Source organism: Nonomuraea sp. NPDC049129, from assembly GCF_040648495.1.
GTDB lineage: Bacteria > Actinomycetota > Actinomycetes > Streptosporangiales > Streptosporangiaceae > Nonomuraea.
The window spans coordinates 391,308-416,730 of record NZ_JBEZDU010000003.1 but is presented as its reverse complement, the minus strand read 5'-3'; the positions used below and the strand labels follow the sequence as shown (position 1 = coordinate 416,730).

The following is a 25,423-nucleotide window of genomic DNA, read 5'->3' as shown; positions in this document are numbered from 1 at the left end:
GATGTGTACAAGCTGTGATCGAGATGCGGTTTCTGGGATCGAGTAACGGGGCATTTCGGTCGTACCGGGGAGTGTTCCCGTGGGGGGCACTGGGAGCGGGGAGGTGGGTGTGTCAAGCGTGGTGCTACTGCCGTACGCGCCGTCCAGTGTCGCCGTCGCCCGCCAGCGTCTGAGCACTGACCTGCAGGATCGCGGTGTTTTCGCCACCGCGATCGACGATGCCGTCCTCGTGGTGAGCGAGCTGCTGAGCAACGCGCTACGGCATGCGCATCCGCTGCCGTCGGGCATGGTCAGGGTGGCCTGGCTGCGGAGCGACGAACACATCGAGGTCGCTGTGAGCGATGGCGGCGCGGCCACCGAGCCCCGTGCCGGCCGGCCGACTCTGTCGTCGCTCGGGGGCAGGGGACTCGGCATCGTCGAGTACGTCGCGGAGAGCTGGGGAGTCCGCCACGACGGTGACATCACGACGGTGTGGGCGATCTTGCACGCCCCCAACGGATTGATGAACGGGCAGGTCCACGCACTGCGAGAGGCCGGATAGCGGCTACGCGCTCAGCGGCCGGCCGGCCAGGATCGCGCGCTCTCCCACGGTCCACGCCGTGGAGATCAACAGGTAGAGCGCCGCGCCCAGCGGTAGCACCGCGGCGGCCAGCACCGTGCCGAACGGCATCAGCGGCATGATCCTGCGGATCAGCGCGGGCTGCTCGTCGGGCAGTGTGGCACTGACTTTGCGGGCTGAAATCCACGCCACGACCGCGATCAGCGCGATGACCACGGCGAAGACCGAAAATGGCACACTAACCAGACCGTAATTGGTGACGATTCCCGCCACATGCTGCCCCAAAGGGGCGCCCAGCAGGTCATGGCCCAGGAAAGCGGTCGGGTGCGTGGCGACCCGATACATCACCCAGATGAACGGAAGCTGCCCCAATCCCGGGAGGATCGTGGCGAAAGGTGAGGTGCCTTCCTTCGCGTACAGCTTGGTGGTCTCCTTGGCCAGCCGCTCGGGGTTGCGCGACCACCGCTTCCGCAGCTCGGCCAGCTTGGGCGCCAAGCGCTTCTGGACCTGTGCGGCGCGGGCCTGGCGGATGCTGAGCGGCAGCAGCAGGAGGCGTACGGCCACGGTGAACAGCACGATGGCCACGGCGGCGTTGTCGCCGGCCACGGCCAGCAGAAATGACACGAAAGAGTCGAACATGAGCCCTTCAATCAAAGAGAGATGGATCAGGGCTCACTGAAGAGAGCCCCGCTTAGCCGGAAGCGGGGCGCGATGACGGGGCTCGTGGCCGTGGCCGGCCTGCCGCCGCGGGATGGCGCTGGCGCTGGAAGGCCGTGCGCCGGGCGTACATCAGCGGGAACCCGGGCGCGTCGCCGCCGATGGCGGGCAGCAGCCGGGCGGCCCAGGTGGCGAGCAGCAGGATCGCCACCATGGTCACGCCGATGAGCCAGGGGTCGAACAGGAAAAGCGTCACCGTGACGAGGACGACTTCCCGACCAAGGTGACGGCGATGAACACCAGAAGGGCGACCACACCGATGATGAGGGCGACCTTGACCAGGCCCATGATCATGGGGATCACGAAATTGAACAGCACGAAGAGGCCCAGGAGGGCCCCCAGCACGAGCATGACGACGCGACTCATGCGCCCACCGTACGTCCTGCGAGCATGATCCGCGAGGCTTACGAAGCAATGACGTAAGTGTCGATTCGGCACGCTCCCGCCGTACGGTGAAAGGGTGAACACGCGCATCCTGGTGGTCGACGACGACCCGACCGTGGCCGAAGTCGTGGCGCGATATCTGGAGCGCGACGGGCACGAGGTCGAGTGCGTGGGCGACGGCGCCGAGGCGCTGCGGCGGGCGCTGGCCAGCCCGCCGGATCTGATGGTGCTCGACCTGATGCTGCCGAAGATCGACGGGCTGCAGGTGTGCAGGAAGCTCAGGGAGCGCTGGCCGGTGCCGGTGATCATGCTGACCGCGCTCGGTGAGGAGATCGACCGGGTGGTCGGGCTCGAAACCGGCGCCGACGACTATGTGACCAAGCCCTTCAGCCCGCGTGAGCTGGCGCTGCGCGTCCAGTCGGTGCTGCGCCGCGCCCGCGGCGCCTCGGTCACGGGCGGCACGGGCGTGCTGCGTGACGGCGACCTGGTGGTCGACGTCGGGGCCCACGAGGTACGGCTGGGCGGGGCCGAGGTGCTGCTCACCGCCCGCGAGTTCGACCTGCTGGCCTACCTCGTGCGCAACCCTCGGCAGGCGTTCAGCCGGTCGGCGCTGCTCAACCAGGTGTGGGGATGGTCGTTCGGGGACTCCTCCACGGTGACCGTGCACGTCCGGCGGCTACGGGAGAAGATCGAGCCGGATCCGACCGCGCCGCGGCGGATCGTCACGGTCTGGGGCGTGGGATACCGGTACGAACCGCTCGAACCCGCCGGTGACCCACATATCGCTGGCGACCCACTCGACGGTGCGTCGTGACTCCCCATCCCGCGGTGATGAGCGATCTGGGGATGATCGTGGCGGTCACGGCGGGGCTGGGGCTGCTGGTGGGGATCCTGGGCGTGTCCGTCATGTGGCGGCTGCGTACTCGCTCGATCGGGGTCATGCTGGCCGTCGTCATGGTGGTCGCGATCGTGGCGACGCTCGCCGGCGTGGTGGCGATCACGCTCAAGATGATCATCGAGGGCGCGGTCAGGGACATCGTGCTCAGCGTGGTGGCCGTCGGCGGGCTGGTCGGGCTGGGGGTGGCGTTCGTGCTGGCCAGACGGGTCGTGGGGGAGAGCAGGCGGTTGGTGGCGGCCGTACGCGATCTGCCGTTCACCGCGCCCAAGGGGCTGCCGTCGGAGCTGCAGACGATCGCGAACACGCTGGAGGAGGCGTACGAACGGGAGCGCGCCCTGGAAGGGGCTCGGCGCGAGCTCGTCGCCTGGGTGAGCCACGACCTGCGCACTCCGCTCGCCGGGCTGCGGGCGATGGCCGAGGCGCTCGAAGACGGCGTGGTGTCCGACCGCAGGACCGTCGCGCGCTATCACGGCCAGATCAAGCTGGAGGTGGAGCGGCTTTCGGCGATGGTCGACGACCTGTTCGAGCTGTCGCGGATCCACGCCGGAGCGCTGCGGCTCACCCCTGCCCGGATCGGGCTCGCCGACCTGGTCGCCGACACGCTCGCCGGGGCCGAGCCGCTGGCCCGCGCCAAGGGGGTGCGACTGACCGCCGAGGCGGCCGAGGCGGTCCCCGTGCGGGCGGACCCGAACGCCCTGAGCCGGGCGCTGGGCAACCTCGTCGTGAACGCGATCCGGCACACGCCGTCGGACCGCACGGTCGTGTTGCGGGCGGCCGTCGACTCGGGCATGGCGTGCCTGTCGGTCAGCGACTGCTGCGGAGGGATCCCCGACGAGGACCTGCACCGGGTGTTCGAGGTGGCCTTCAGGGGCGAGGCGGCCCGGACCCCGACCAAAGACGGCGGGGCCGGGCTCGGCCTGGCGATCGCGCAGGGCATCGTGGAGGCGCACGACGGGGTGATCGGTGTGGTCAACGACGGGCCGGGCTGCCGCTTCGAGATCCGGCTGCCGCTGGTCTCGGGATAGCGCGCCCGTCAGGTTTGGGACTTCAACCGGACTCCGGAAGTGCGCTGTCGTGACCGGCGCCGAACGACTCCGACATCGCGCGGAACGTCGGGCACGGCCAGCGCCACATGCAACTCCGGCACCGCAGGATGGGGTGCTCGGCGTCGCTCGTGATGCCGCCCGCGTCGCGCGGCTGGTGGAGGTCGAACAGCCGCAGCCCGAGCTCGGAGAATCTGAGCAGGTCGTCGCGGGCGTCGGCGAGGAAGTCGAGGTCCTCGCCGGCGAGTTTCGTGTGTACGGGGACGAAGCCTTCGTGATTGATCAGACTACGCAGGCGCCCCACTCTGTCATGCCACGAGGTGGCCTTCTCTGTGCGGATGAGGATGGCTTCCAGCCGTTCGCGGAGCCGTCGTCGGTGCGGGTCTTCGGGTTTCTCTGTTCTCATGAATGCTCGGGCCCGTGGGTCTCGCCCGGCCCCTCCTTCTCAAGTGAAGTAGTGACCAGAAGCGAGGTGCCGGGCCGCCCCCCTCTCCGGCCATGCCGGTGTCACACAGTCAAGCTTCGCGTACTCTCTGTTTTCATGGAGTCCAAACGGAGGACAAAATCCTGAGGTTGCCCTATCGGCGTGACAACGTGACCGGAAGCCTCCGCGCCGCTAGCCTGCCCATGTGGAGCTCAAGGTCTCGACTCGATCACATGCCGGCCATGCGCTAGTCGCCATCACCGGTGAAATCGACCTCTATACGGCACCCCACCTGCAGGCGGAGTTCGCTCGGCTACTGCAGGACGGGCCCAGCCGCGTGGTCATCGACATGTCCGGCGTGGATTTCTGCGACTCCACGGGGATGAACGTCTTGCTGTCCGCGCTGAAACGCGTCAAGGAGCAGGGCGGGGCGCTCGACGTCGCCGCCCCACGGCCGGCCGTACGCAAGATTCTGCAGGTCACCGGTCTCGATTCGGTCTTCACCGTGCATGACGAGGTGCCGCAGGAGTTCCTCATCTCCGAGGGGTCATGAAGGATACGGCAGTTATCGTCCCGGCCAAGGACGAGGCCGACCGCATCGGTGCCACGGTCACCGCGGCCCTCGCGCTGCCCGGCGTCGATCTGGTCGTGGTCGTCGACGACGGCTCGACCGACCAGACCGGCCGGGTGGCGCGGGCGGCGGGGGCCAGGGTGGTCCGGCACAGCCGCAACCGCGGCAAGGCGGCGGCCATGGAGTCGGGCGCCGAAGCCGTGCGCCTGCTCGACGGTGAGACGCCGCACCACTTACTCTTCCTGGACGCCGACCTGGGCGACACCGCCCGGGCCGCTTCCCCGCTGATCGAACCGGTGCGCGCCGGCACGGCCGACATGACCATCGCGGTCTTCGCCACCCGCGTCAAGCTGGGCGGCCACGGCCTGGTCGTCCGCCTGTCCAGGGACGGCATCCGCAGGGCCACCGGCTTCGAGCCCGCTCAGCCGCTCAACGGCCAGCGCTGCATCACCAGAGACGCCTTCGAGGCCGCCCGGCCGCTGGCGCACGGGTTCGGCGTGGAGACGGCGCTGACGATCGACCTGCTGCGCAAGGGCTATCGGGTGGAGGAGGTCGAGGTGGAGATGGCCCATCGGGCCTCCGGCACGGACTGGCGGGCCCAGGTGCATCGGGCCAAGCAGCTACGGGATGTGGCACGCGCGCTCGCCACTCGGGAGCCGCTAATCACCCAAAACCTCGACAAAATCCGCCCAAAGCGCTAGCCCCCTCCGCTCCTTTACCTGGCAAACTTCCCCAACTTTCCTGATCGGCCGGGAAATGGGCGGTTTTCCCGGTTTGTGGGCATCGGTGGTTGGGGGGCATCGGGCTTGCGCTGCGCCGGCTTCGCCGACGGCAGCACCGTGATCGACGGCAGCGCCGTGACCGGCGACGTGCTGGTGGCCGCTGACGGCGTGATGTGCGCTGCCTTCGAGCTGCCGGACGGCTTGTTCAGCTGCCGGACGGCCTGTTCGAGCTGTCGGACGGTTCGTGCGAGCTGCCGGATGGTTCGTGCGAGCTGCCGGATGGTTCGTGCGAGCTGCCGGACGGTCTGTTGGAGCTGTCGGATGGCTTGTTCGAGCTGCCGACCGCGGGGCCGTGGCGGAACAGTGGCGGAACTGTCGGTGCGGGTCTGTTCACTGTGTTCATGGACACCGAACCGCGGCGGCGCGGGCCATTCTGGGATGTGCTGGCCGGGCGGGTCCCGCCGCCGGCCGCGGCCGAGACCCTGGGCTGGCAGCTGATCGAGGTGGATCCCGAGCGGGGCACCATCGAGGTGGCGTTCGAGGCGAGCGAGCGGTTCGTCAATCCCGTCGGGGTGATCCAGGGCGGTTTCCTCGCCGCGATGCTCGACGACACACTGGGGCCGGCGCTGGTCGCGACGCTGCCGGAAGACCAGTTCGCGGTCACCCTCGACCTGCACGTCCAATACCTCCGCCCGGCGCGGCCGGGGCGGCTCACCGGCCGGGGGCGGGTGGTGCGGCGCGGCAGGGAGGTGTGCTTCCTGGCCGGCGAGCTCATCGCGCCCGATGGCAAGACCGTGGCCGTGGCGACCGCGACCGCCCACCTCCAGACCCGCCGGGATTGAGGAGAATGTGGCACTCGGTCGCCGACTGATATCTCGTACGCGTTATGCCCGTAGAGACCACTAAAGTGGCTCTTGGACGAGCGTGGCCGGGGGCCGCGGTCAACCTCAGGAATGGAGTGTCATGAGCGATGACATCCCCACCGGCCAGTCCGCATGGGAACGCATTGACACGACCATCCCCCATTCAGCCCGCGTGTGGAACTATCTGCTGGGCGGCAAAGATCACTTCGCGCCCGACCGCGAGGCCGGTGAGCTGCTGCTTCGGACATTTCCTGACTTCGCCGAGGTTGCTCGGCTGCAGCGGGAGTTCCTCATCCGCGCGGTCACGTACCTGGTGGAAGAGGCCGGAGTCCGGCAATTTCTGGACATCGGGACCGGCTTGCCGACGGCCAACAACATCCACGAGGTCGCTCAGCGCACCGCCCCCGAGACCCGGGTCGTCTACGTCGACAACGATCCCATCGTGCTGGTCCACGCCCGTGCCCTGCTGACCAGCACCGAGCCGGGCGTCACCGCCTACATCGACGCCGACGTACGCAACCCCGATGTCATCCTCCAAGGCGCGGCCAAGACTCTCGACTTCAGTCAGCCCATCGCCCTGGTGATGTTGAGCATCGCCGGGCAGGTGCCCGACGAGGACGACCCGTGGGGGATCGTCGACCGGCTGATGGCCGCGTTATCGCCGGGCAGCTACCTCGTGCTCAGCGACGGCACCAACACCAACCCGGCCCTGATGGAGGCCGTCAGCGCCTACAACAAGGCGGCCGCCAACTCCTATCACCTGCGCAGTCCCGCCCAGATGGGTACGTTCTTCGAGGGGCTTGAGCTTGTCGAGCCCGGCGTCGTACCCACTCCCCAGTGGCGGCGGCGCAGTGACGCGTGGGACGAGCCGTCCAAGCTGGTGAGCGCGGTGTGCGGGGTCGCGCGAAAGCCGTAGGAGCTCCAGGACATCCATCGCGCTCTCTGATCCGAACCACCTGTGACCGGCGCCACGTCGGTCACGGCGGGAGGGTGCATGGAAGCGGGACGCGAACCGGGCCGCATTGAACCGGGACCCACGTCGGGCCGTATCGAACCGGGACGTGCGTCGGGGGGTTTCGAAGCCCGGTATGGGCCATCGAGTCGCGGCGAGGGCCGTGGGTCGGGGGATTTCGAGGCCCGGTATGGGTCGTCGGGTCCTGGTGAGGCGGGACGTGGGTCGGGCGGTTTTGACGCCCGGCGTGCGTCGCCGGGCCGCAGCGCGCCGGGGCGTACCTCGGGCCGTGGCGAGGCAGGACGTGCCTCGGGCCGCGTCGAAGCGGGACGTGAGCCGGGCTGGGGAGGCGAGCGGGTCCCTGGGGTCGAGGAGTTGCTGGAGGACGTCGCGCGGGGGGACAGGGCGGCGTTCGAGCGGCTGTACGAGGTCGTGGCGCCGCGCGTGTTCGGGCTTGTGCTGCGGGTGCTCCGGGATCGGGCCCAGAGCGAGGAGGTGGCTCAGGAGGTCCTGGTGGAGGTGTGGCGCAACGCCGCGCGCTTCCAGTCGGGCCGGGGCTCGGGGATGGCCTGGGTGCTGACGATCGCGCATCGCCGGGCGATCGACCGGGTCCGTTCGGCTCAGGCGAGTATGGATCGCGAGGAGCGAGCGGCCCGGATGGACGTGCACCGGCCCTTCGACGAGGTCGCCGAATCCGTCGAAACCCGGCTCGAACGCGAGCGCCTGCGCCGCTGCCTGCAGGGCCTGACCGCGTTGCAGCGAGAGTCGGTCACCATCGCCTATTACGGCGGATATTCCTATCGTGAGGTCGCTGAGCTGGTCAAAGTCCCGCTCGCGACGGTGAAGACCAGGATGCGCGACGGGCTGATCCGGCTGCGCGACTGCCTGGGGGTGGAGCGATGAGAGGCATGACCGGCGGGCCCGATCCGCACACGCTGGTCGGCGCGTACGCGCTGGACGCCGTCGACGACGAGCTGGAGCGGCGCCACTTCGAGGACCATCTGACCGGGTGCGCCGAGTGTGCGCTGGAGGTCGCCGCGTTCGCCGAGACCGCGGCCCGGCTGGGTTCCGCCGTGGCCGTCGAGCCGCCGCCCGGCCTCAAGGAGCGGGTATTCGCCCAGATCGACCAGGTCCGGCAGGTCCCGCCGACCGTCGCCGTACCCGCCCAGGAAGACAGCTGGGGGACACCGCGGCGCCCCGAGCATCGGGCTGGGCGGCGCCCACAGGGGCGGGCCCAACGGTCTCGGCCGCGGCTGCGGTGGCGGCCGCTGGTGGCGGCCGTGGGCGTCGCGGCCTGCCTGGCGGCGGCCGTCGTGTTCGGTGTCGGCGCCTTGCAGGCCCGTGACGAGCTGGACCAGGTACGGCGGATGAACCAGGAGGTCGCCGCGGTGCTGACCGCGCCGGACTCCCGCATCGCCACGGCCGCGGCCAAGCAGGGCGGTCGTGGCACGGTGGTCGTGTCGCGCTCGCGGGGCAAGATGGTGTTCCTGGCCGCCGGGCTGGCCGATCTGCCGGAAGGCCAGGTCTATCAGCTCTGGCAGCTGGCCCCTGGGCGGATCAGGTCGGCCGGGCTGCTCAGCGCCGACGCCGCAGGCCGCACGCAGCCGGTGATCGCCGCGCCGGGACCCGGGGTGGCCAAGCTCGGCGTCACCGTCGAACCGGCCGGCGGCTCCGCACAGCCGACCACCCGGCCGCTGTTCCTGGTCAACCTGCCCGCCACCTGACCCCGTCACCGCGCGACACGGTCACCGCACGGTGCCCACCACCTGACCCCGATCGCCACTCATCCACGGTTGCCCATCCATCCGGGGGTCGGCCGCGAATACCTGGTACGGCAGCGGCGGCGAGCGCGTCACTCGAGGCCATCTCGTGAGTGACGCGCCGACCGGCCCGTTGTTGAACGGTTATCCGGCGCACCGCGTATCTCCACGTGACCCATCCCCACACCCCCCAAGGGGAAGCATGCGTTGGACCACGATCGTCGGCGCCCTGCTCTGCGCGACACTGGCCGGTGGGTGTGCCGCGTCGGCGGCGGGAGCGCCCGCCGCCATGGCCGCCTACGACCAGCAGGACGTCACCTTCAGCCAGGAGATGATCACTCATCACCGGCAGACCATCCAGCTGGCCGAGCTGGTCGCGAAGCGCACGGACACGCCGTACGTACGCGAACTGAGCCAGAAGCTGGAGACCAACGAGAAGGCCGACATCGAGAAGATGTCGTCGTGGCTGAAGTCCTGGCAGGTGGCCGTACCGGCCGAGGACACCAAGGGCGTCGCCGACCAGGTCGCCCAGCTGACCCCGAAGTCCGGTAAGGCCTTCGACAAGCTCTGGCTGTCGCTGATCTCGCAGCACCTCGACCACGGCGTCATGATGGCCACGTCCGCCCAGAGCGGCGGGAAGCACGGTCCCACGATTGAGATGGCGACCCGGCTCGTCTCCGAGCAGACGGCCCAGATCGCGGAGATCAAGGAGCACCAGGCCTGATCGTGACCCGTACACAGGACTCGCGGCGGCAGGTGGGTGCGACGCGCGCCAGGCTGCCGATGCGTCTTGCGCGGTCGGCCTCGTTCACGGTCGTCTGCGTGGCCCTGTCCGCCATCGGGCACTGGCTGGCGGGCGGCAACGCCCCAGGGCCTGGCATGGTCGCGGGTGCGGGCGCCGTCGTGCTGGTCGCGGCCACCGCTATGGCCGACAGGGAGCGATCCCAGCCGCTGATCATCGGGCTGCTCGGCACGGGGCAGGTGGGCCTGCACGTGCTGTTCGCCTCGACGGGCGAGTCCCCGCACCTGGCGGATGTCCATGGCCAGAGCACCTGGCCCGGCATGTTCCTGTGTCACGCCGTCGCCACGCTGCTGACCGCGTGGTGGCTGGCCGGCGGTGAGGCCGCCCTCTGGTCGTTGCTGCGCCGTCTCGCCTCGCGCGCCGTACGGATCCTCACGCCTGTCGTCGGCCCTCTCTGGCCGCCCGCCGCCCCCGTGGCCGCGGATCTCGTTCCCGACCGGCCGCGCGAGCGCATGTTGCGGTACGCGGTCGTACGGCGCGGCCCCCCACTTCGTTCTGCCTGACCCCTCAACGACGCGAGCAGTCGAGCGCGTCGTGTCCGGCATTTCCGAAAACGAAGTGGAGACTCCCATGCTTTACCGCCGAATCGGCACCGTAGCCGCGGCAGCCCTGGCCCTCACGGTGGGCCTCGCGATCCCCGCCCTCGCCCATGTCACGATCAACCCCGGGACCGCGGAGAAGGGCGGCTGGACCAAGCTCGCCTTCCGGGTGCCCAACGAGCGTGACGACGCCTCGACCACCAAACTCGTCGTCACCTTCCCCACCGACCATCCCCTGCCCTTCGTCTCGGTCAAGCCGGTTCCCGGCTGGAAGGCCGAGCTGACCGAGGGCAAGCTGCCCGAGCCCGTGGTCGCCGACGACGGGGACAAGGTCACCGAATCCGTCCTGAAGGTCACGTGGACGGGTGGCAAGATCGAGCCGGGACAGTTCCAGGAGTTCGAGGTGTCGGTCGGGCCCCTGCCCAAGGACGTGGACGAGATCGCTTTCCCGACCGAGCAGACCTACACCGGCGGCGAGGTCGTCAAGTGGGCGGACGCGCCCAAGAGCGACGGCACGGAGGCGGAGCACCCGCTGCCCACGCTGAAGCTGGTGGCGGCGGCGTCCGGCGGGGAGCACGCCGGGATGGCCATGACCACGGCGGCTCCGCCCGCCGCGCAGCAGACGGTCGCCATGATGAAGCAGTCCGCCTCATCGTCGCCGACGTCCGACGGCGCGGCCCGGGTCATGGGCGTGGCGGGCATCATCGTCGGGCTCCTGGGCGGCGGTTTGGGGCTGGTGAGCCTCAGACGGCGCTCCCCGGCCGCCTGACGCGCCGCTCCCCGGCCGCATGACAAGCCGCTGTCACGCCCTTCCCGATGAGTTTCCGGCCGTTAGCGTCTTCAACTCTCTGTGTTTACCTGAGTAAAACGGACATCAGCGTAGCCTCGTCGCTTTCCGGCCGAGGTCGGGAGGCGATCCGGTGGAAGCCGATGCCGCGTCCGTCCGGCGAGCCGGGCGGACCGTGGTTGAGAGCCGCGTTGTCGGGGCCTGATTCCGCATTCCCAAATGGGGTGCGGCTCTTGGGCCACCGCCCCGCCGGACGCTGTCCCGTTGGTGCGAACACCAATGGGGGCGGGGACCGAGCGCCAGTCAGGCACCCGGCCGTTGCTGAACATTACCATACGATTACTTTCGGTAGCGGTCGGTCGGAAGCTTCGATCACAGTTCTTCTGGCAACCACAGGTTGGCGTAGCGAGCGCTAGCAACGGTTCATAGCCTGTCTACACCCGCGACAGCGGTAGCAGCAGGCGGAGGGGCGCGGTGATGAGCGACATCCAGCAGCAGGTCCAGCAGGCCATCGACCGGATGGTCAAGTCCGGAGCCGAACGTGGCGTGCAGGTCGCCGTCTACCAGCACGGCGAGCAGGTGGTGGACGCCGTGGGGCCGCTGGGCGTGGCCGACGAGCTCTACTTCGGCATGCCGGCCGCCGAGCACGGCCGCCTGGCCCGGCTGGAGGACCAGGAGGGCGCTGCGGACATGATGGCGGGCATGCCGCCGGACTCGCCGATGTTCAGGGCGGGCCCGGCGGCAACGTTCCCGTCGGCCGCTCTGGGCAACCGGGCGGACATTCTGGCGGCCGACATCCCGGCGGGCGGCAAGACCTCGGCCCGCGCCATCGCGCGCGTGTACGCCGCGCTCATGGGCGACGTCCCCGGTGTGCGGCTGATCTCTCCGGAGCGGCTGCGCGAGTTCGCGGTGACCAAGAACCGGCTGACCGCCGACTTCTCCGCCGCCACCCAGCTCATCCAGATCGTCTCCGGCCACTGATCCCTGCGTGAACGAGTACTCCAGGCGGTTGTTCCTCCGGCTCGGCGGTGCCGCCGTGGCCGGCGGGCTGGTCCACGACGCGCGGGGATCGGCCCACTCGGCGGACTTCGCCCTCCTGCGCCGCCGGTGGCGGGACGTGACGGCGGGCGGGGGGTTCGACGCGACCGCGGAGCCGTACCGGACCAGGCTCGTACAACTGGGCAGCACGGCGGCCGGCTACCGGGACACCATGGCGCCGACCGGCACGTCGCTCTGGCCCGGCCTGGCGTTCCCGTCCTTCGTCCAGACCCCGGTGCGGCTGCAGGCCATGGCCCGTGCGTACGCCTTACCCGGGACCGGCCTGACCGGCGACGCGAGCCTGGCCGCGGCCGTCGCCACCGGTCTCGACCACTACCGGCGGCAGGTGTACGCGGCGGGCGCCCGCCCGGTCGGCAACTGGTGGCCCTGGCAGATCGGCACCCCGAAGCGGCTCCTCGACGTGGCCCTGCTGATCGGCCCGCACCTGACGGACCAGCAGAGCCGGGCGCTGAGCGAGGCTGTGGACCACTTCGTACCCGAATGGCGCCTGGACGACTACAGCGGCAACAGCACCGGAGCCAACCGGGTGGACCTGTGCACGGTGACGCTGCTGCGGGCCATCCTCAGAGCCGACGCGGACAAGGCCGCGCTGGCCGTCTCGGCGCTGGAGCCGGTCTTCCCGTACGTCACCGAGGGCGACGGCTTCTACCGGGACGGCTCGTTCATCCAGCACACCTCCATCCCATACCAGGGCGGATACGGAATGGTGATGCTGTCCGGCCTCGCGACGCTGTTCGCGGTGCTGCGCGGCACTCCGTGGGAGATCGCCGCCCCGAACCTCTTCGACATGGTCGAGCGGTCGTTCGCGCCGTTCATCCACGACGGCTTCTGCATGGACCTGGTCAGCGGGCGGGGGATCGGCCGGGATCCGTACGGCGACCACAGGAGGGGGCGGCTGATCGCCTCGGCGATCCTGCTGCTCGGGGACGCGGCGCCCGTCGCGGCCCGGACCCGCTGGCAGGGCATGGTCAAGGGCTGGGCGGTACGTGACACGGTCCAGCCGATGCTCGAAGAGGCCGACCTGGGGTTCCACGCCCGCCTGGCCGCGATCCTGGACGACGAGACGATCCCCGCCGCGCCGGAACCGGCCGGGCACAGATTGCTGCCGATGAGCGCCCGCGCCGTCCACCGGGGGCCGGGCTGGTGCGCGGGGCTCAGCATGGCCTCCTACCGGATCGGCCACTACGAGCACGGCAACGGCGAGAACCTACGCGGCTGGCACACCGGCTCGGGAATGCTCTACTGGTGGGCGAAGGGCCACGGCGACCAGTACTCCGACTCCTTCTGGGCCACCGTCGACCCCTACCGCCTGCCGGGCACGACCGTCTCCACCAAGCGGCTGGCCGACGGCGCCGGCGCGGCGTGGGGCGACACCTGCCCGCCGGGCCGCTGGGTTGGCGGCGCCACGGACGGCAGGTACGCGACGGTCGGCCAGCACCTGAACGGCCTCCAGAGCACGATGGAGGCGTTCAAGTCGTGGTTCTTCCTCGATGACGCCGTGATCTGCCTGGGGGCCGGGATCACCGGGCGGGACGGTGTGCCGGTCGAGACCATCGTGGACAACCGCCGGACCGGCGCGCTCCTCACCCTCGACCAGAAGGCGGGCTGGGCGCACCTGGCGGGCCACGGCGGCTACGTCTTCCACGGCCTCCTGCGCACGCTGCGCGAGAACCGCGCCGCCGGCTCGGTGACCCGGAGCTATGTGACCCTCTGGCTCGACCACGGGATCGACCCGGACGCGGCCGGTTACTTCTACGTGCTCCTCCCGGGCGCGACCCCGGCGCGGACCCGCGCCCGCGCCACCGACCCGACCTGGTTACGCGTCCTGGCCAACACCGCGCGCCAGCAGGGTGTCCAGGTGCCATCGCTCGGCCTGACCGCCGTCAACTTCTGGAACGCCGGAGCGGTCGGTGGCCTGACCGCCTCCGCTCCGTGCGCGGTCCTCGTCAAGGAGTGCGGCGACGGCACGGCCACGCTGACGGTGTCGGATCCCCGGCGCGACCTGAGCGAGCTGACCGTGACCTGGGACCGGCCGGTGACCCGGGTGCTGCGCGGCGATCCGCTCCTGGTGAGTGCCACGACGGGCGCGCGGCTCACCCTCCGGTGGGGGCGGCTGTCGGACCGGGGCGGCAGCTCGAAGACGATCACCGTACGGCTGGGCTAGGGGCGACCTCGCCTACAGGTCCAGGCGGACGCCGTAGGACTCGAGCCAGACGTTCAGGTCCAGGGCCAGCTCCAGGCTCATCCTCGACATCGTCGTGGTCGTCTTGCCGACCGGGGCCGCGGTGAGCTCCCTGACGGCCGCCGCGTCGAGCAGCGGCAGGACCGGCGCCTTCCCGGCGCGGACGAGGTCGCTCAACGTGTCGCGGAGCGCCTGCTCGTAGGCGACGTCCTGAGTCGCCGGGTAGGGGCTCTTGACCCGCCGCAGGATCGACTCGGGCACCAGGTCGCCGGCGGCGGCGCGGAGCAGGCTCTTCTCCCGGCCGTCGAAGGTCTTCATCGCCCACGGCGTGTTGAAGACGTACTCGACCAGCCGGTGGTCGCAGAACGGCACCCGGACCTCCAGGCCGACGGCCATGCTCAACCGGTCCTTGCGGTCCAGCAGGACCGGCAGGAACCGGGTCAGGTGCAGGTAGCAGACCTCCCGCATCCGCCGTTCGAGGGCGTTCTGGCCAGGCAGGTACGGCACCTCGGCCAGCGCGCTCCGGTAAGTGTCCGCGGTGTAGGACGGCAGGTCGAGCCGGTCGAACAGCGCCCTGTCGAGCAGATCGGCCGGATCGTGGTCACGCATGACCATCGCGAGCCACGGGAAGGTGTCGGCCTCGACCGCCTGTGGCATGTGGAACCACGCGTACCCACCGAACAGCTCATCGGCCGACTCTCCGGACAGGGCCACGGTGGAGTGCTCGCGGATCGCCCTGAACAGCATGTACAGGGAGCCGTTCATGTCACCGAGGAAGTTCGGGATGTCGAAGGCGCGCACCACCGACGAGCGCAGGCGCGGGTCGGTCAGCTCCGCGGTGTCGAGCATGATGTCGGTGTGGTCGGAGTCGACGTAGCGCGCGAGCTCCTGTACGAACGGCGCGTCCGGATCACCGCGCAGCTCGTCGGGCTGGAACTGCTCGGCGTATCCGGCGAAGTCCACGGCGAAGGACCGGATCTGCCCGTGCTTCTTGGCGAGCGCGGTGATGGTGCTGGAGTCCAGGCCGCCCGACAGCAGGCTGCACAGGGGCACGTCCGAGACGAGCTGGCGGCCCACGATGTCCTCGAGCAGGGCGCGGATCGTGCTGATGGTGACGTCGAGGTCGTCGGTGTGCTCGCGCGGCTCCAGCGCCCAGTAGCGGCGGATGGCCAGCCCTTCCCGGCGTACCCGCAGCAGGTGGCCGGGGCGCAGCTCGCGCATGCCCTTGAAGACGGCCCGCTCCGGGCTTCTGCCCAAGGTGAGCAGTTCGCGCAGGCCGTCGGTGTCCACCACCGGCTCGACCAGGGGGTTGGCGAGGATCGCCTTCGGCTCGGAGCCGAACAGCACGCCGTCGCGCAGCGGGTAGTAGTAGAGCGGCTTGACGCCCAGGCGGTCGCGCACCAGCAGGAGCTCCTGGGCGCGGTCGTCCCAGATGGCGAAGGCGTACATGCCGTTGAGCCGGTCGGCGACACCCGCGCCCCATTCCAGATAGCCGTGGAGCACGACCTCGGTGTCGCTCCTGGTGCGGAAGCGGTGCCCCTTGGCCGCCAGTTCGGCCCGCAGCTCGACGAAGTTGTAGATCTCCCCGCTGTAGGTGATGACGACCGGGCCCTCGGCCGTCATGGGCATGTGGCCGCCCTCGACGTCGATGACCGCGAGCCGCCGGTTGCCGAGTATGGCGTGCGGTGAGAGCCACAAGCCCCGATCGTCCGGGCCGCGGCAGCTCATGGTCTCGGTCATGGCCTGGGCGGTGCCGTGTTCACTGGCCAGGTCGCGGCTGAAGTCCACCCATCCGGCGATTCCGCACATGCGAGAGTCCTCCCAAGGGTTTGGGGGTGTCGTCATATCGGGATACGTGCAACGTATCCGCGCGTAGGCGGTTGGTCTATGAACGGGAACGGAAGGACTCGTACAAATCAGGCGCTCAACCGCTGGAATGGCGGTATCGGGCGAACCTTTCAGCCTAACTGGATTTGCCGAAATTGATCGACCCGAAAATGTCGCCCGCTTGGAGCACCGGGCCGGTGATCCGGGCGTCGCCGCTGATCGTGTTGGACACGTCGTGCTTGGTCTGGACGAGTCTGGCCGTCTCCGTGGTCCACGACGTCAGGTTCTGCCCGAATTCAGCGTCTTCCTGGGCGCGTTCGACCAGGCTTTTGGCGGTTTCCTCCGGGGTTTGCGCTGTTTCGATGGCGGCTACGGCGTCGTCGCCGAAACGGCGGCGTACGAGGCCCGTCAAAGAGGTCCAGGCATTCTTGCCGGCTTCGCCCGCGGCGCCGCCGACAATCGCCGATATGACCGCCGCCAGAGCGGGAATGACGCTCGGATCCATCGCGCAGCTCTTTTCGTCAAGGACGTTCTCCCAGACTAGCGCTCCGCTTGCCACGATCCAGTGCGACGGGAACACTACTGAACCGTGGCTGGGCCGGAGAGCGCTGGGCAGGCGAACGACGCTGATATACGCAACGAGGTGTCCGGACAGGTGTCCGGCGGGGTGGTGCAGGCCAGGGACATAGGGTCCGTGACCATAGGCGCCACGCCTCCGCCGCCCGTACGGATCCCCCGGCAGCTGCCCGCCGCGCCGCCCGGCTTCGTCAACCGGACCACTGAGCTGGCGCTGCTCGACCGCCTCCTTCTCCTTGAGGAGGGACCCGCGATCGCGGTGGTCAGCGGCCTCAAGGGAGTCGGCAAGAGCGCGGTCAGCCGCCGCTGGGCGCACCAGGTCCACGAGCGGTTCAGCGACGGCCAGCTGTACGCCGACTTCGGCGCGCTGCGGCACCGGGGCGGCACCGAGGTCAGCGACGTCCTCGGCGGGTTCCTGCGCGCGTTCGGCGTCCATGAGGAGTGGATCCCGGCGGAGCTGCCGGAACGGGCGGCCATGTTCCGCTCCATGACGGCCGACCTGCGGCTGCTCGTGCTGCTGGACGACGCCGAGCACGCCGCCGAGGTGACGCCGCTGTTCCCCGCCTCCGCCGCGAGCGCGGTCGTCGTGACCAGCCACCACCAGCTCGGCGAGCTGCTCGTCGCGGGCGCGCGGCCGGTCAGAGTCGCGCCGCTCCAGGACGAGGAGGGGGTACGACTCCTCTCGGGCATGCTCGGCGAGGACCGGGTCGCCGCCGAGCGGGAGCGGGTGAGCGAGCTCGTACGGCTGTGCGGCGGCCTGCCGATCGCCCTGCGGGTGGCCGGGGCGCGGCTGGTCCAACGGCCGACATGGACGGTCGAGCGGCTGGTCGGCGAGCTGCGGGACGCCGAACGACGGCTGGACCACCTGATGACGGAGGGAAGAGCGATCGTCGAAGCGGTTTTCGACTCCGCGTACACCGGGCTGCCGGAGCAGGCGGCCCGGCTCTACCGCCTGCTGGGCACGCTGCCCGGCCCCGGCTTCTCGGCCGGGGTGGCGCGGGCCGTCCTGGAGAGCGAGCCGGACCACGCGCTGGACCTGCTTCTCGATGCGAGTCTCGTCGAGGAGCTCGACGGCGACACGTACCGCTTCCATGACCTGGTCCGGCTGCACGCGGCCCGGTGCGCGCGGCGCGTGGACCCGCCCGAGGCGCGGGAGGCGGCGCTGCGGCGGGTGGCGGAGTGGTACCTCGGGCAGGTGGCCGCCGCCGACGCCGCCATGGGTCCCCGGCTGCGCCTGGCCGACCATCGGGAGCGGTTGTCGGCCGTCGGCCTGCCGTTCGCCACACCTGGAGCGGCCCTCGACTGGCTGGAGAAGGAGCGCCCCAACGTGCTCGCGCTACTGCGCGCGGCGGCGGCAGGTGAATGGGACGAGCTGGTCTGGCAGCTGGCCGAGGCCCTGTGGCCGCTCTATCACGAGCGCAAGCACTACGCGGACTGGATCGAGACCAACCGGCTGGGCGTGGCCGCGGCGCTCCGCGTCGGCGACCGTGCCGTGGAGGCCAGGATGCGGAACCAGGTGGCCCGCGCCCACCTGGAGCTCGGCGAAACCGACCAGGCCCAGGCCGAGCTGGTCCACGCGCATCAGGCGGCCCGCGAGGCGGCTGACCCGAGGATGGAGGCGGTCGTCCTGGAGTCGCTCGGGCAGGCCGCCCTGGCCCAAGCTTCCGCCTTGGAGTCCCTCGGCCAGGCCCGGGGACTGATGGAGGATGCCGTCGCCCACTTCGCCGCCGCGCTGGCCATCCACGATGGGCTGGGCAACACGCGGGGGATCGGCCTGCAGAGCTACCATCTCGGCCTGGTCCACAGCCGCGCGGGCCGGCACGAAGCGGCGATCGCCGCCTTCGACCGGGCTCTGGCTCTCATGATCTCGGCCGGTGACCGGCTCAGCCAGGGGAAGATCCACCTCGTCCTGGGCGAGGCCCACCGCGAGCTCGGCCACTCCGCGCAGGCGCTGCACTCGGCACGGATCGCCGCGGATATCATGCGCGAGCGCCGCATTCCGGCCAAGGAGACGCGTGCCCTGGAGCTGCTGGCCGACCTCGACCCCAGGGACGCCGGGGGCTATCTGCGGCAGGCCATCGCGGTCTGCCTCGCCTCCGGCAACCTGCCCAAGGCCGAGGAACTCCGCGCCCGCCTGAGTGGCGACTAAGCGAGGTCGATGGCCGCTTCCCGGTCGCCGACCCGGACGGTGGTCAAGGGGCCGTCGCCGTTGACCAGCCAGCCGTACACCGCGGACGGCAGGCACCGGGGGTCGAGGTCGCCGCGCGCTCCGGCGGACGCGGTGACGTCGAAACGCCGCCCGTCCCGTAGCGTCAGACGGACCCGCCGCGCACCGACCACCTCGGCCGCCATGAGACAGCCGGGATAGCGCCGCAGAGTCTCCGCCGCCCAGCCGTCGGCCGGGTCCCCGCGGACGATGATGGCCGCGGTCTCCAACCGCCGCCGGTCCGGCTCCTCGGCGTCCACGACGAGATGCGGGTCTCGTACGCGCTCCCCCTCACCGGTCACGGGGAAGCGCTGCCCCGCGCCGGCCACAGGGAAGCGGCGCAGGGACACGGTGCCGTCCTGGACCTCGGCTTCGACCAGGAACGAGAGCACCTCGCCACGCTCCCCCAAGGGATCGGGCAGCGCGGTGGCGGCGGGCTCGGGTCCGGGTTCGAGGTCCATCAGCCGGTACGCGACGTGCCGTAACAACGTGCCCGCCCGGCCGGACTCGCCCAGCGTCCGCCCGGTGACCTCGTCATAGGCACCCGGCCGGTACGTGTCCATGATCCGCTCGATCTGCCCCAGCAGGTCCCGCCGCGGGTCGAGGCGGGGCAGCGCCCGGGACAGCGCGGCCGTGGGGGAGGCCGGATCGAGCTCCTCGGCCTCCCGACCGGACGAGGCCAGGAGGGTGGGGCGGCCCAGCGCGGCGCCGTAGAAGGTGACCGACCCGTGGTCGCCCACGACCACGTCCGCCGCCAGGAGCGCCGCCTGCCAGCCCTGCCGGGGAGGCAGCAGCACCAGGCCGGCGTCGAGGGCGTCCCCCAGCCACAGCCGGACCTGCAGGCCGCCGTGGCCGTACCAGACGTTCGGATGCGCGGCCAGGACCACCTGGTACTCGTCCACCGGCAACTCGGCCGTCAGCCGCGCGACCAGGTCGTCGTTGGCGCCGAGCAGGGAGTGTTCGCCCCAGGTGGAGCTGATCAGCACCAGCTTGCGGTCGCCGGTGCCGAGGGCGCGCCGGTAGCGGTCGCGCCGCGCGGCGTTCGCCAGGATCCGGTCGAAGCACGGATCGCCGGTCACCACGGCCAGAGGCACCGCCTCCGGGCATTCGCCCGCCAACCGGGTCAGCTGCTCGTGGTGCGGCAGGGCGATGGCCGCCGGTACGAGCCGGCCGTCGTGCACCAGCTGACGCCGGGCGAGACCCGAGACGCCGCCCGCGGCGGGAAGCAGCCGGTTGTGCCCGGCGCCGTGCGGAACCAGCAGCAGCGGGGCCTTCAGCCGGTGCAGGTCGCCGTTGGCGCTGGCGGAGACGGCCAGGTCGAAGGGAGTGTCCACGGCCTGCGCCCAGGAGACGACACGTGCCTCGACGTCCCGCAGATAGTCGCCGATCCCGTCGTCGAACGCCGAACCCGCGGCGACCGTGAACAGCACCTGGACGCGAGGATCCGAACGGAACAGCGGCAGCACGTCCAGCAGCCGGCTCGCCGAGGTGACCGTACGCGCCACCGCGAGGATGTTCCGGCTGGTGCCGACCGTGCGCCAACGGCGAGACCCGGCGCCGATCGGTACACGAAGCCAACCCTCGCCGCTCACCACCACTCCGACCGGCCCGATTCCGCAGTAAAAGCCCACCATATGCCGCGAACCCGTCGTACATGGTACGCGGCCGCCCATTCCCCGGGAGGCCTTGTCGATGGATGCGGCGGCGGCCCGCGCCGCCGTCGATGCGGCCTGTTCGGCGCGCCAATACCGGGCCGCGCCGGCCGCCACAGCGACGGCGGCGTGGGCCGCCGGTCTGGGAGAGCCGCACGTGGGCGAGCGCCAGGCAATCACCTTTTCCGTCATTTACCATTTTCCTGGTGTGTCGTTGAAGAGCCGGGGGAAGCGCCGATCGCCTCTCCGGTGAAGACGATGAATTCCCGGCATGATGCTTTGGGGCGCCCCTCCTCGCGCGATGCCGCATTTCCCGACATATCCGATGCATTCGCATTATGTGGCCCCATGTTGTGAAATGAGGCTTTGCCTGTCGCCGGGAGACCGGGCCGCTCGCCGGGATTATGGTGGGATATGTTCATGCCGTATCGGCGTATCCCGGGAAACCGAATCCGGCGCTCTCATCCGATCCCCATCATCATCGGGGGAACGATCGTCATTCAGGGAGTGATCTCTGGTGCTCAAGCGTCTGCTTCTCAGCGCCGCCCTGGCGGCGTCCACCGTAATCGTCACCGGAACGGCCACCACGCAGGCCGCCAGCGCCGCGAGCGCCTGCCCGCCCACCGCCCAGCTCGCGGGCACCACGCCGCAGAGCGTGGCCAAGAAGTGCAAGTGGATGTGGGACAGTCACCACAACTGGTGCAAGTTCTGCTGGAGCCACGGCCACTGGTCCAAGCAGTGGTGCAAGAGCGGCGGCGGCGGTGGCGGCATGGGCGGTCACGGTCACGGCCATGACCACTGGTGGGATCACCACGACAATGGGTGGTGGGACGACGACCACTGACCCACCAGCACCGACCCACGCACAACGGACGCTCCGCGCGGCATCATCGCGCGGAGCGATCCCCCATGTAAAAGGCGCATTCTTCGGCGTGCTTGGTGGTGAATTCCGGAATCTCGCGTCGGCCGGAACCAGGCCCCTGCGGGGAGTCAGGAAGTCGCGCTCGGAGGCGCCAGGCCGAGCATCCGGGTGGTGATCCGGTGCAGGTGGACGCGGAAGCGGTCCACGCTCCTTTCGCCTTCGGAGAAGCTGGAAAGGGGCGTGCTCATCGTGGCGTAGCGCACGAAAATGATGACGGACCAGGCGATCGCTCGCACACAGAGCTCCACGTCGGCCTCGGAGTCCATGAGGCCCGCCGCGGCGGCGCTGTTGAACTTGCTGTAGACCGCATGGACCAACGGCTCGTTGTAGATCTGCTCCAGGTTCTGCAGATCGGCGGCGTCGCCCAGCCAGCGGTGCATCAGCAGCGCGGAGACGTCGGGGTTGTCGAGGCAGAAGTTCAGGTAGTCGTCGACCAGGGCGTGGACACTCGCCGCCAGTTGCGGCGCTCCCGACTCGTCCAAACGGGCGAGGGCGTGCTCCAGCAGGGCCTTCTGCGCGGTGTAGCCGCGCCCCATCACCGCCAGATAGAGCTCCCGCTTCGAACCGGCGAGCTCCATGACGGTCTCGATGTTCAGGTCGGCGGCTTCGGCGATCTGCCCCATCGTCGTCGCGTCGTATCCGAGGGCCGCGAACAACCGCGTCGCGGCCGAGATGATCCTTTCCACGCGGCTCCTTTCCTGAACGCCCGCGATCCGCTCCTCCATACGCGAGGTAACCCCCGTCCACTCCAACAGATCAGCTGTCAAGCCCGGGCAAAGCGACACGCGGCACGCCGGTCTGGCATCATGCGATCATGCGAATCGGGACGCTCGGCGCAGCTCGCATCACCCCCATGGCGCTCGTCAAGCCCGCCCGCGCCGTGCCCGAGGTCGAGGTGGCGGCGGTGGCCGCCCGGGATCGGTCGCGTGCCGAGAAGTTCGCGGCCAAGCACGGCATCCGGCTCGTCCACGACTCCTACGAGCAAGTGATCGCCGACCCCTCCCTGGACGCGATCTACAACCCGCTGCCGAACGCCCTGCACGCCGAGTGGACGCTCAAGGCGATCGAGGCGGGCAAGCACGTGCTGGCCGAGAAGCCGTTCACCTCCAACGCCGCCGAGGCGCGGTCCGTCGCGGACGCCGCCGCGAAGTCCGGCGTGGTGGTCATGGAGGCGTTCCACTACCGGTATCACCCGCTGATGGAACGGGCTCTCGAGATCGTCGCCACCGAACTCGGCGAGGTCCGGCATGTCGAGACATGGATGTGCTTTCCGCTCCCCAATTTCTCCGACATCCGCTACTCGCTGGAGCTCGGCGGCGGCGCGCTCATGGACGCGGGCTGCTACGCGGTGCACTGCCTGCGTACGCTCGGGCCGGGCGAGCCCTCGGTCGTGAGCGCGGCGGCCCTGCTGCGATCGCCGGGCGTCGACCGGGCGATGGCCGCCGACCTGCGCTTCCCCACCGGCGCGACCGGGCGGATCCACGCCTCCATGTGGTCGGGAAACCTGCTCAAGATCGCCGCGCGGGTCGACGGCGAACGCGGGTCGCTGCGCATCACGAACTTCATCGCCCCGCAGCTCTTCCACCGGATGACCGTGACCGTTGACGGCCGGCGGCGCCGCGAGCGCGTCGCGGGCGACGCGACGTACACCTGCCAACTACGCGCCTTCGTGGCGGCGGTGGAGCAGGGCACCCCGCCGCTGACCCCGCCTGCGGACTCCGTCGCCAACATGACGGTCATCGACGACATCTATCGCAAGGCGGGACTTCCCCTCCGCGGCATCCAGTAGACGGCCCCGGCCCTCACACGGTGAGCATCCCCTGTCCAATTACCTACTTGAACATCCTATATAACTGGTAGGAAATTGGATGTTAGGCGCCGGGATTTGGAGGGATGACCGTGGATATGCCGAACTTCCTGGTCGTAGGGGTTCCGAAGGCGGGAACGACGGCCCTGCACGCCGCTCTCCAGCGGCATCCGCAGCTCTTCCTGCCACAGGTGAAGGAGCCCAAGTACTTCCTCACCGACGGCCCGCCACCGGCCAAGGGCGGGCCCGGCGACGTGGAGACGTACCGGGAGCACGTCTGGCGCCGCGAGGACTACGAGGCGCTGTTCGCCGCGGCGCCCGCGGGGACGCTGGCCGGCGAGTGCACGCCCTTCTACCTGTACGACCGGGACGCGCAGCGGCGCATCAAGGCGGCCATCCCGCACGCCAGGCTCATCGTGATCGTGCGGGACCCGGTCGAGCGCGCCCACTCCAACTGGACCCACCTGTGGTCGGCCGGGCTCGAACCGATCGGCGACGTGGTGCGCGCCTGCGAGGCGGAGAGTAAACGGATCGCGGCCGGGTGGGCGCACTTCTGGCACTACGTGGGGCTCGGCCGGTACGGCGAGCAACTGGCCGCCCTGTACGAGCTGTTCCCGCGCGAGCAGGTGCTGCTCTTCCGCTACCGGGACCTCGTCGACCGGCCGGCCGACACGCTCGACCGGATCTGCGGCTTCCTCGGGGTGGAGCGGGGGCTGCTGACCGAGATGCCGAGGGAGAACGTGACGGCGCATCCCGACGCGAGCCCCCGGCACGCGGTGCTGTCCTCGGTCCGGCGGCTCCTGCCCGGGGCTCTGGCCGATCCCGTCGAGCAGCTGCTCCAGCGGCGGGCCGCCCCGCGCCGCCCTCTGACCTGGGAGCAGCGGCGCCAGCTCATTCCGTACTTCACCGACGACATCCGGCTCCTTCAGCAGGTCACCGGCGAGGACTTCAGCGACTGGCTCAGGCCCAGGGAGCGTTCGGGCGGCCTGGTCGGCAGCCGGCCGCCCGGCCAGCGGCAGTCCAGGAACGGGCGCCCGCACCCGTCCTGACGATCAGCGGCAGCCCCAGAAAGACCGGCCACCCTGACGATCAGCGCAGCTCGGTGCGCAGCTCGTGGGCTCCGTCGGCGCGGGTGTACTCGTAGTACAGCCGGATCCGCCCGTCCGGCAGGTCGACGATGTCGAGGTAACGCAGGCCGCCGCCCGCGTGCGGCGACATGGCCGCCGGGGCGGTCCCCACCGGGGTCAGCTCGCCGGGGTCGGTCCCTACGGCGATCCCGGTGCGCTCCTCGTAGTTCTCGGCCGCGCTGGCCCGCCCGTCGTAGAAGGCCAGCACCCGGTCACCGTCGAAACGTACCGAGCTGATCCGTACGCCCCGCCCGTCCCACAGCCCCGGCCGCCCGCTCAGCGCCGTGCCGTGCCACGTCCACTCCAGGCCGTCGGCGCTGGTGGCGTAGTCGGTCACCATCTGGTCGGCCTCGTCGGAGTCGGCCAGCGGATGGCAGGAGGCCCACAGGTGCCACTTCCCGTCGCGCCGGACGATCACCGAATCCTTCACGCCGGTCTTGGGGTCGCCGGGCAGGACGGTCTCGCGCGAGCGCGGGTCGAACCCGGCGGGGTCGTCGCTCTCCAGCACCTCCACCCGCCAGTGCTTGGTGCCCGGGGTGGCGCAGCTCAGGTACAGCCGCCAGCGCCCGTCCTCGGTGCGTACCAGGGTGGGCCGCTCCAGGGACTCGGCGGCCATCTCCTCGCGGGTGATCGTCGTCAGGGTCTCGAACCGTTCGCCGTCCACCGAACGGGCCACCACCACCGCGTACCCGCGTCCCTCCCCCACGGGGCGGCGCAGCCGGTAGGCGAGGTAGATCAGCCCGTCCGCCGCGACCGCGCTGGGACCCCCCGCCCAGTGCCCTTCGCCCGCGATCGGTGGCGCGATCGCGACGGTCGCGCGGTCAGGGTCGGGGAGCAGGGCAGCGGGAACGTCCGTGGGGTTCGACATGGACTCGAGGCTAGGCCACGACGTGGAGTGCGACACCGCTGCTCACCGACCCTTTGCATTCCCTTATTCCTACCTAAATAGTATGGATAATACACGCCCTGGTCCACGCAGGGCGCATCATGTGGACCGCCTCCCCGAACATGCAGGAATCGGTAAGGGAAGTGACCTGGTCGTCC

27 protein-coding genes are annotated in these 25,423 nt (G+C 70.2%); 18 read left to right on the top strand and 9 right to left on the bottom strand.

Features of this window, described 5'->3' with window-relative positions:
- Window positions 1–109 precede the first annotated feature (109 nt).
- Window positions 110–541: an ATP-binding protein gene (locus AB0B64_RS11365; RefSeq protein ID WP_357938397.1), complete on the top strand. Its 432-nt coding sequence runs from the start codon at window positions 110–112 to the stop codon at window positions 539–541.
- Window positions 542–544: 3 nt separating this feature from the next.
- Here AB0B64_RS11365 and AB0B64_RS11360 read toward each other — a convergent pair whose 3' ends face one another.
- Genes AB0B64_RS11360 through AB0B64_RS11350 form a run of 3 tightly spaced genes read right to left on the bottom strand, consistent with a single transcriptional unit; the run spans window position 545 to window position 1,642 of the window.
- The gene (locus tag AB0B64_RS11360) at window positions 545–1,198 is read right to left on the bottom strand and encodes a YidC/Oxa1 family membrane protein insertase (RefSeq protein WP_357938399.1); all 654 of its coding nucleotides are present in this window, start codon (window positions 1,196–1,198) and stop codon (window positions 545–547) included.
- A gap of 52 nt (window positions 1,199–1,250) precedes the next feature.
- Complete coding sequence (locus AB0B64_RS11355; protein ID WP_357938401.1) at window positions 1,251–1,472, bottom strand: DUF6412 domain-containing protein; 222 nt, start codon at window positions 1,470–1,472, stop codon at window positions 1,251–1,253.
- On the bottom strand, window positions 1,469–1,642 hold the full coding sequence (locus AB0B64_RS11350; protein ID WP_357938403.1) for a hypothetical protein: 174 nt from the start codon (window positions 1,640–1,642) through the stop codon (window positions 1,469–1,471). Before AB0B64_RS11350 ends, AB0B64_RS11355 begins: the two co-directional genes overlap by 4 nt.
- Window positions 1,643–1,736: 94 nt before the next feature.
- Between AB0B64_RS11350 and AB0B64_RS11345 the strand changes: the two genes are divergently transcribed.
- Window positions 1,737–2,474 (top strand): response regulator transcription factor, encoded by a 738-nt coding sequence (locus AB0B64_RS11345; protein WP_357938405.1) that lies wholly within the window; start codon window positions 1,737–1,739, stop codon window positions 2,472–2,474.
- A complete protein-coding gene (locus AB0B64_RS11340) occupies window positions 2,471–3,583 on the top strand; it encodes a HAMP domain-containing sensor histidine kinase (RefSeq protein WP_357938407.1) in 1,113 nt (370 codons plus the stop codon). Before AB0B64_RS11345 ends, AB0B64_RS11340 begins: the two co-directional genes overlap by 4 nt.
- A 22-nt stretch (window positions 3,584–3,605) precedes the next feature.
- Here the strand turns inward: AB0B64_RS11340 and AB0B64_RS11335 are convergent, their stop codons facing one another.
- Complete coding sequence (locus tag AB0B64_RS11335) at window positions 3,606–4,007, bottom strand: hypothetical protein (protein ID WP_357938409.1); 402 nt, start codon at window positions 4,005–4,007, stop codon at window positions 3,606–3,608.
- Between the two features lie 223 nt (window positions 4,008–4,230).
- On the opposite strand from AB0B64_RS11335, the gene AB0B64_RS11330 reads away from it, so the two are divergent.
- From AB0B64_RS11330 to AB0B64_RS11280, 11 genes are all read left to right on the top strand, one after another.
- A complete protein-coding gene (locus tag AB0B64_RS11330; RefSeq protein ID WP_214635395.1) occupies window positions 4,231–4,578 on the top strand; it encodes an STAS domain-containing protein in 348 nt (115 codons plus the stop codon).
- Entirely contained in the window at window positions 4,575–5,297 is a 723-nt protein-coding gene (locus AB0B64_RS11325) for a glycosyltransferase family 2 protein (RefSeq protein ID WP_357938411.1), read from the top strand. Before AB0B64_RS11330 ends, AB0B64_RS11325 begins: the two co-directional genes overlap by 4 nt.
- Window positions 5,298–5,719: 422 nt before the next feature.
- Entirely contained in the window at window positions 5,720–6,160 is a 441-nt protein-coding gene (locus tag AB0B64_RS11320) for a PaaI family thioesterase (protein ID WP_357938413.1), read from the top strand.
- Between the two features lie 121 nt (window positions 6,161–6,281).
- Window positions 6,282–7,097 carry an SAM-dependent methyltransferase gene (locus tag AB0B64_RS11315; RefSeq protein ID WP_357938415.1) on the top strand — a complete coding sequence of 272 codons (816 nt, stop codon included), beginning with the start codon at window positions 6,282–6,284 and terminating at the stop codon, window positions 7,095–7,097.
- A 411-nt stretch (window positions 7,098–7,508) separates the two neighbouring features.
- Entirely contained in the window at window positions 7,509–8,036 is a 528-nt protein-coding gene (sigK, locus tag AB0B64_RS11310) for an ECF RNA polymerase sigma factor SigK (protein WP_357938417.1), read from the top strand.
- Window positions 8,033–8,857, top strand: a complete 825-nt coding sequence (locus AB0B64_RS11305; RefSeq protein WP_357938419.1) for an anti-sigma factor — start codon at window positions 8,033–8,035, stop codon at window positions 8,855–8,857. The genes sigK and AB0B64_RS11305 overlap by 4 nt, the downstream gene beginning before the upstream one ends.
- Before the next feature lie 238 nt (window positions 8,858–9,095).
- Complete coding sequence (locus AB0B64_RS11300; RefSeq protein WP_357938421.1) at window positions 9,096–9,617, top strand: DUF305 domain-containing protein; 522 nt, start codon at window positions 9,096–9,098, stop codon at window positions 9,615–9,617.
- Between the two features lie 2 nt (window positions 9,618–9,619).
- A complete protein-coding gene (locus AB0B64_RS11295) occupies window positions 9,620–10,198 on the top strand; it encodes an MFS transporter (protein WP_358176588.1) in 579 nt (192 codons plus the stop codon).
- Between the two features lie 67 nt (window positions 10,199–10,265).
- Complete coding sequence (locus AB0B64_RS11290; protein ID WP_358176585.1) at window positions 10,266–11,003, top strand: YcnI family protein; 738 nt, start codon at window positions 10,266–10,268, stop codon at window positions 11,001–11,003.
- A gap of 495 nt (window positions 11,004–11,498) precedes the next feature.
- Window positions 11,499–12,002 (top strand): hypothetical protein, encoded by a 504-nt coding sequence (locus AB0B64_RS11285; protein ID WP_358176583.1) that lies wholly within the window; start codon window positions 11,499–11,501, stop codon window positions 12,000–12,002.
- A 7-nt stretch (window positions 12,003–12,009) separates the two neighbouring features.
- Window positions 12,010–14,244: a polysaccharide lyase 8 family protein gene (locus AB0B64_RS11280; protein WP_358176580.1), complete on the top strand. Its 2,235-nt coding sequence runs from the start codon at window positions 12,010–12,012 to the stop codon at window positions 14,242–14,244.
- Between the two features lie 12 nt (window positions 14,245–14,256).
- Here the strand turns inward: AB0B64_RS11280 and asnB are convergent, their stop codons facing one another.
- The gene (gene asnB / locus AB0B64_RS11275; RefSeq protein ID WP_358176577.1) at window positions 14,257–16,071 is read right to left on the bottom strand and encodes an asparagine synthase (glutamine-hydrolyzing); all 1,815 of its coding nucleotides are present in this window, start codon (window positions 16,069–16,071) and stop codon (window positions 14,257–14,259) included.
- Between the two features lie 154 nt (window positions 16,072–16,225).
- Window positions 16,226–16,594 carry a hypothetical protein gene (locus tag AB0B64_RS11270; protein ID WP_357938432.1) on the bottom strand — a complete coding sequence of 123 codons (369 nt, stop codon included), beginning with the start codon at window positions 16,592–16,594 and terminating at the stop codon, window positions 16,226–16,228.
- A 138-nt stretch (window positions 16,595–16,732) separates the two neighbouring features.
- On the opposite strand from AB0B64_RS11270, the gene AB0B64_RS11265 reads away from it, so the two are divergent.
- Window positions 16,733–18,814 (top strand): tetratricopeptide repeat protein, encoded by a 2,082-nt coding sequence (locus AB0B64_RS11265; protein WP_358176574.1) that lies wholly within the window; start codon window positions 16,733–16,735, stop codon window positions 18,812–18,814.
- Here the strand turns inward: AB0B64_RS11265 and AB0B64_RS11260 are convergent.
- Window positions 18,811–20,376: a hypothetical protein gene (locus AB0B64_RS11260; protein ID WP_358176571.1), complete on the bottom strand. Its 1,566-nt coding sequence runs from the start codon at window positions 20,374–20,376 to the stop codon at window positions 18,811–18,813. The genes AB0B64_RS11265 and AB0B64_RS11260 overlap by 4 nt on opposite strands.
- A gap of 664 nt (window positions 20,377–21,040) precedes the next feature.
- On the opposite strand from AB0B64_RS11260, the gene AB0B64_RS11255 reads away from it, so the two are divergent.
- On the top strand, window positions 21,041–21,367 hold the full coding sequence (locus AB0B64_RS11255) for a hypothetical protein (RefSeq protein WP_358176568.1): 327 nt from the start codon (window positions 21,041–21,043) through the stop codon (window positions 21,365–21,367).
- A 146-nt stretch (window positions 21,368–21,513) separates the two neighbouring features.
- Here the strand turns inward: AB0B64_RS11255 and AB0B64_RS11250 are convergent, their stop codons facing one another.
- The gene (locus AB0B64_RS11250; protein WP_357938440.1) at window positions 21,514–22,131 is read right to left on the bottom strand and encodes a helix-turn-helix domain-containing protein; all 618 of its coding nucleotides are present in this window, start codon (window positions 22,129–22,131) and stop codon (window positions 21,514–21,516) included.
- A gap of 128 nt (window positions 22,132–22,259) precedes the next feature.
- On the opposite strand from AB0B64_RS11250, the gene AB0B64_RS11245 reads away from it, so the two are divergent.
- Window positions 22,260–23,234, top strand: coding sequence for a Gfo/Idh/MocA family oxidoreductase (locus AB0B64_RS11245; protein WP_358176565.1), 975 nt, complete (start codon window positions 22,260–22,262; stop codon window positions 23,232–23,234).
- Between the two features lie 104 nt (window positions 23,235–23,338).
- The gene (locus tag AB0B64_RS11240; protein ID WP_358176562.1) at window positions 23,339–24,301 is read left to right on the top strand and encodes a sulfotransferase; all 963 of its coding nucleotides are present in this window, start codon (window positions 23,339–23,341) and stop codon (window positions 24,299–24,301) included.
- A gap of 40 nt (window positions 24,302–24,341) precedes the next feature.
- On the opposite strand, the gene AB0B64_RS11235 is transcribed toward AB0B64_RS11240, so the two are convergent.
- Complete coding sequence (locus AB0B64_RS11235) at window positions 24,342–25,247, bottom strand: hypothetical protein (protein WP_357938445.1); 906 nt, start codon at window positions 25,245–25,247, stop codon at window positions 24,342–24,344.
- Between the last annotated feature and the right edge of the window lie 176 nt (window positions 25,248–25,423).

What these genes read in the sequence shown, in the direction of transcription:
- AB0B64_RS11360 (WP_357938399.1), bottom strand. Translation starts at nt 1,198, where the DNA reads ATGTTCGACTCTTTCGTGTCATTTCTGCTGGCCGTGGCCGGCGACAAC.
- AB0B64_RS11350 (WP_357938403.1), bottom strand. Translation starts at nt 1,642, where the DNA reads ATGAGTCGCGTCGTCATGCTCGTGCTGGGGGCCCTCCTGGGCCTCTTC.
- AB0B64_RS11335 (WP_357938409.1), bottom strand. Translation starts at nt 4,007, where the DNA reads ATGAGAACAGAGAAACCCGAAGACCCGCACCGACGACGGCTCCGCGAA.
- AB0B64_RS11325 (WP_357938411.1), top strand. Translation starts at nt 4,575, where the DNA reads ATGAAGGATACGGCAGTTATCGTCCCGGCCAAGGACGAGGCCGACCGC.
- AB0B64_RS11320 (WP_357938413.1), top strand. Translation starts at nt 5,720, where the DNA reads ATGGACACCGAACCGCGGCGGCGCGGGCCATTCTGGGATGTGCTGGCC.
- AB0B64_RS11315 (WP_357938415.1), top strand. Translation starts at nt 6,282, where the DNA reads ATGAGCGATGACATCCCCACCGGCCAGTCCGCATGGGAACGCATTGAC.
- AB0B64_RS11305 (WP_357938419.1), top strand. Translation starts at nt 8,033, where the DNA reads ATGAGAGGCATGACCGGCGGGCCCGATCCGCACACGCTGGTCGGCGCG.
- AB0B64_RS11300 (WP_357938421.1), top strand. Translation starts at nt 9,096, where the DNA reads ATGCGTTGGACCACGATCGTCGGCGCCCTGCTCTGCGCGACACTGGCC.
- AB0B64_RS11290 (WP_358176585.1), top strand. Translation starts at nt 10,266, where the DNA reads ATGCTTTACCGCCGAATCGGCACCGTAGCCGCGGCAGCCCTGGCCCTC.
- AB0B64_RS11285 (WP_358176583.1), top strand. Translation starts at nt 11,499, where the DNA reads ATGAGCGACATCCAGCAGCAGGTCCAGCAGGCCATCGACCGGATGGTC.
- asnB (WP_358176577.1), bottom strand. Translation starts at nt 16,071, where the DNA reads ATGTGCGGAATCGCCGGATGGGTGGACTTCAGCCGCGACCTGGCCAGT.
- AB0B64_RS11270 (WP_357938432.1), bottom strand. Translation starts at nt 16,594, where the DNA reads ATGGATCCGAGCGTCATTCCCGCTCTGGCGGCGGTCATATCGGCGATT.
- AB0B64_RS11245 (WP_358176565.1), top strand. Translation starts at nt 22,260, where the DNA reads ATGCGAATCGGGACGCTCGGCGCAGCTCGCATCACCCCCATGGCGCTC.
- AB0B64_RS11240 (WP_358176562.1), top strand. Translation starts at nt 23,339, where the DNA reads ATGACCGTGGATATGCCGAACTTCCTGGTCGTAGGGGTTCCGAAGGCG.
- AB0B64_RS11235 (WP_357938445.1), bottom strand. Translation starts at nt 25,247, where the DNA reads ATGTCGAACCCCACGGACGTTCCCGCTGCCCTGCTCCCCGACCCTGAC.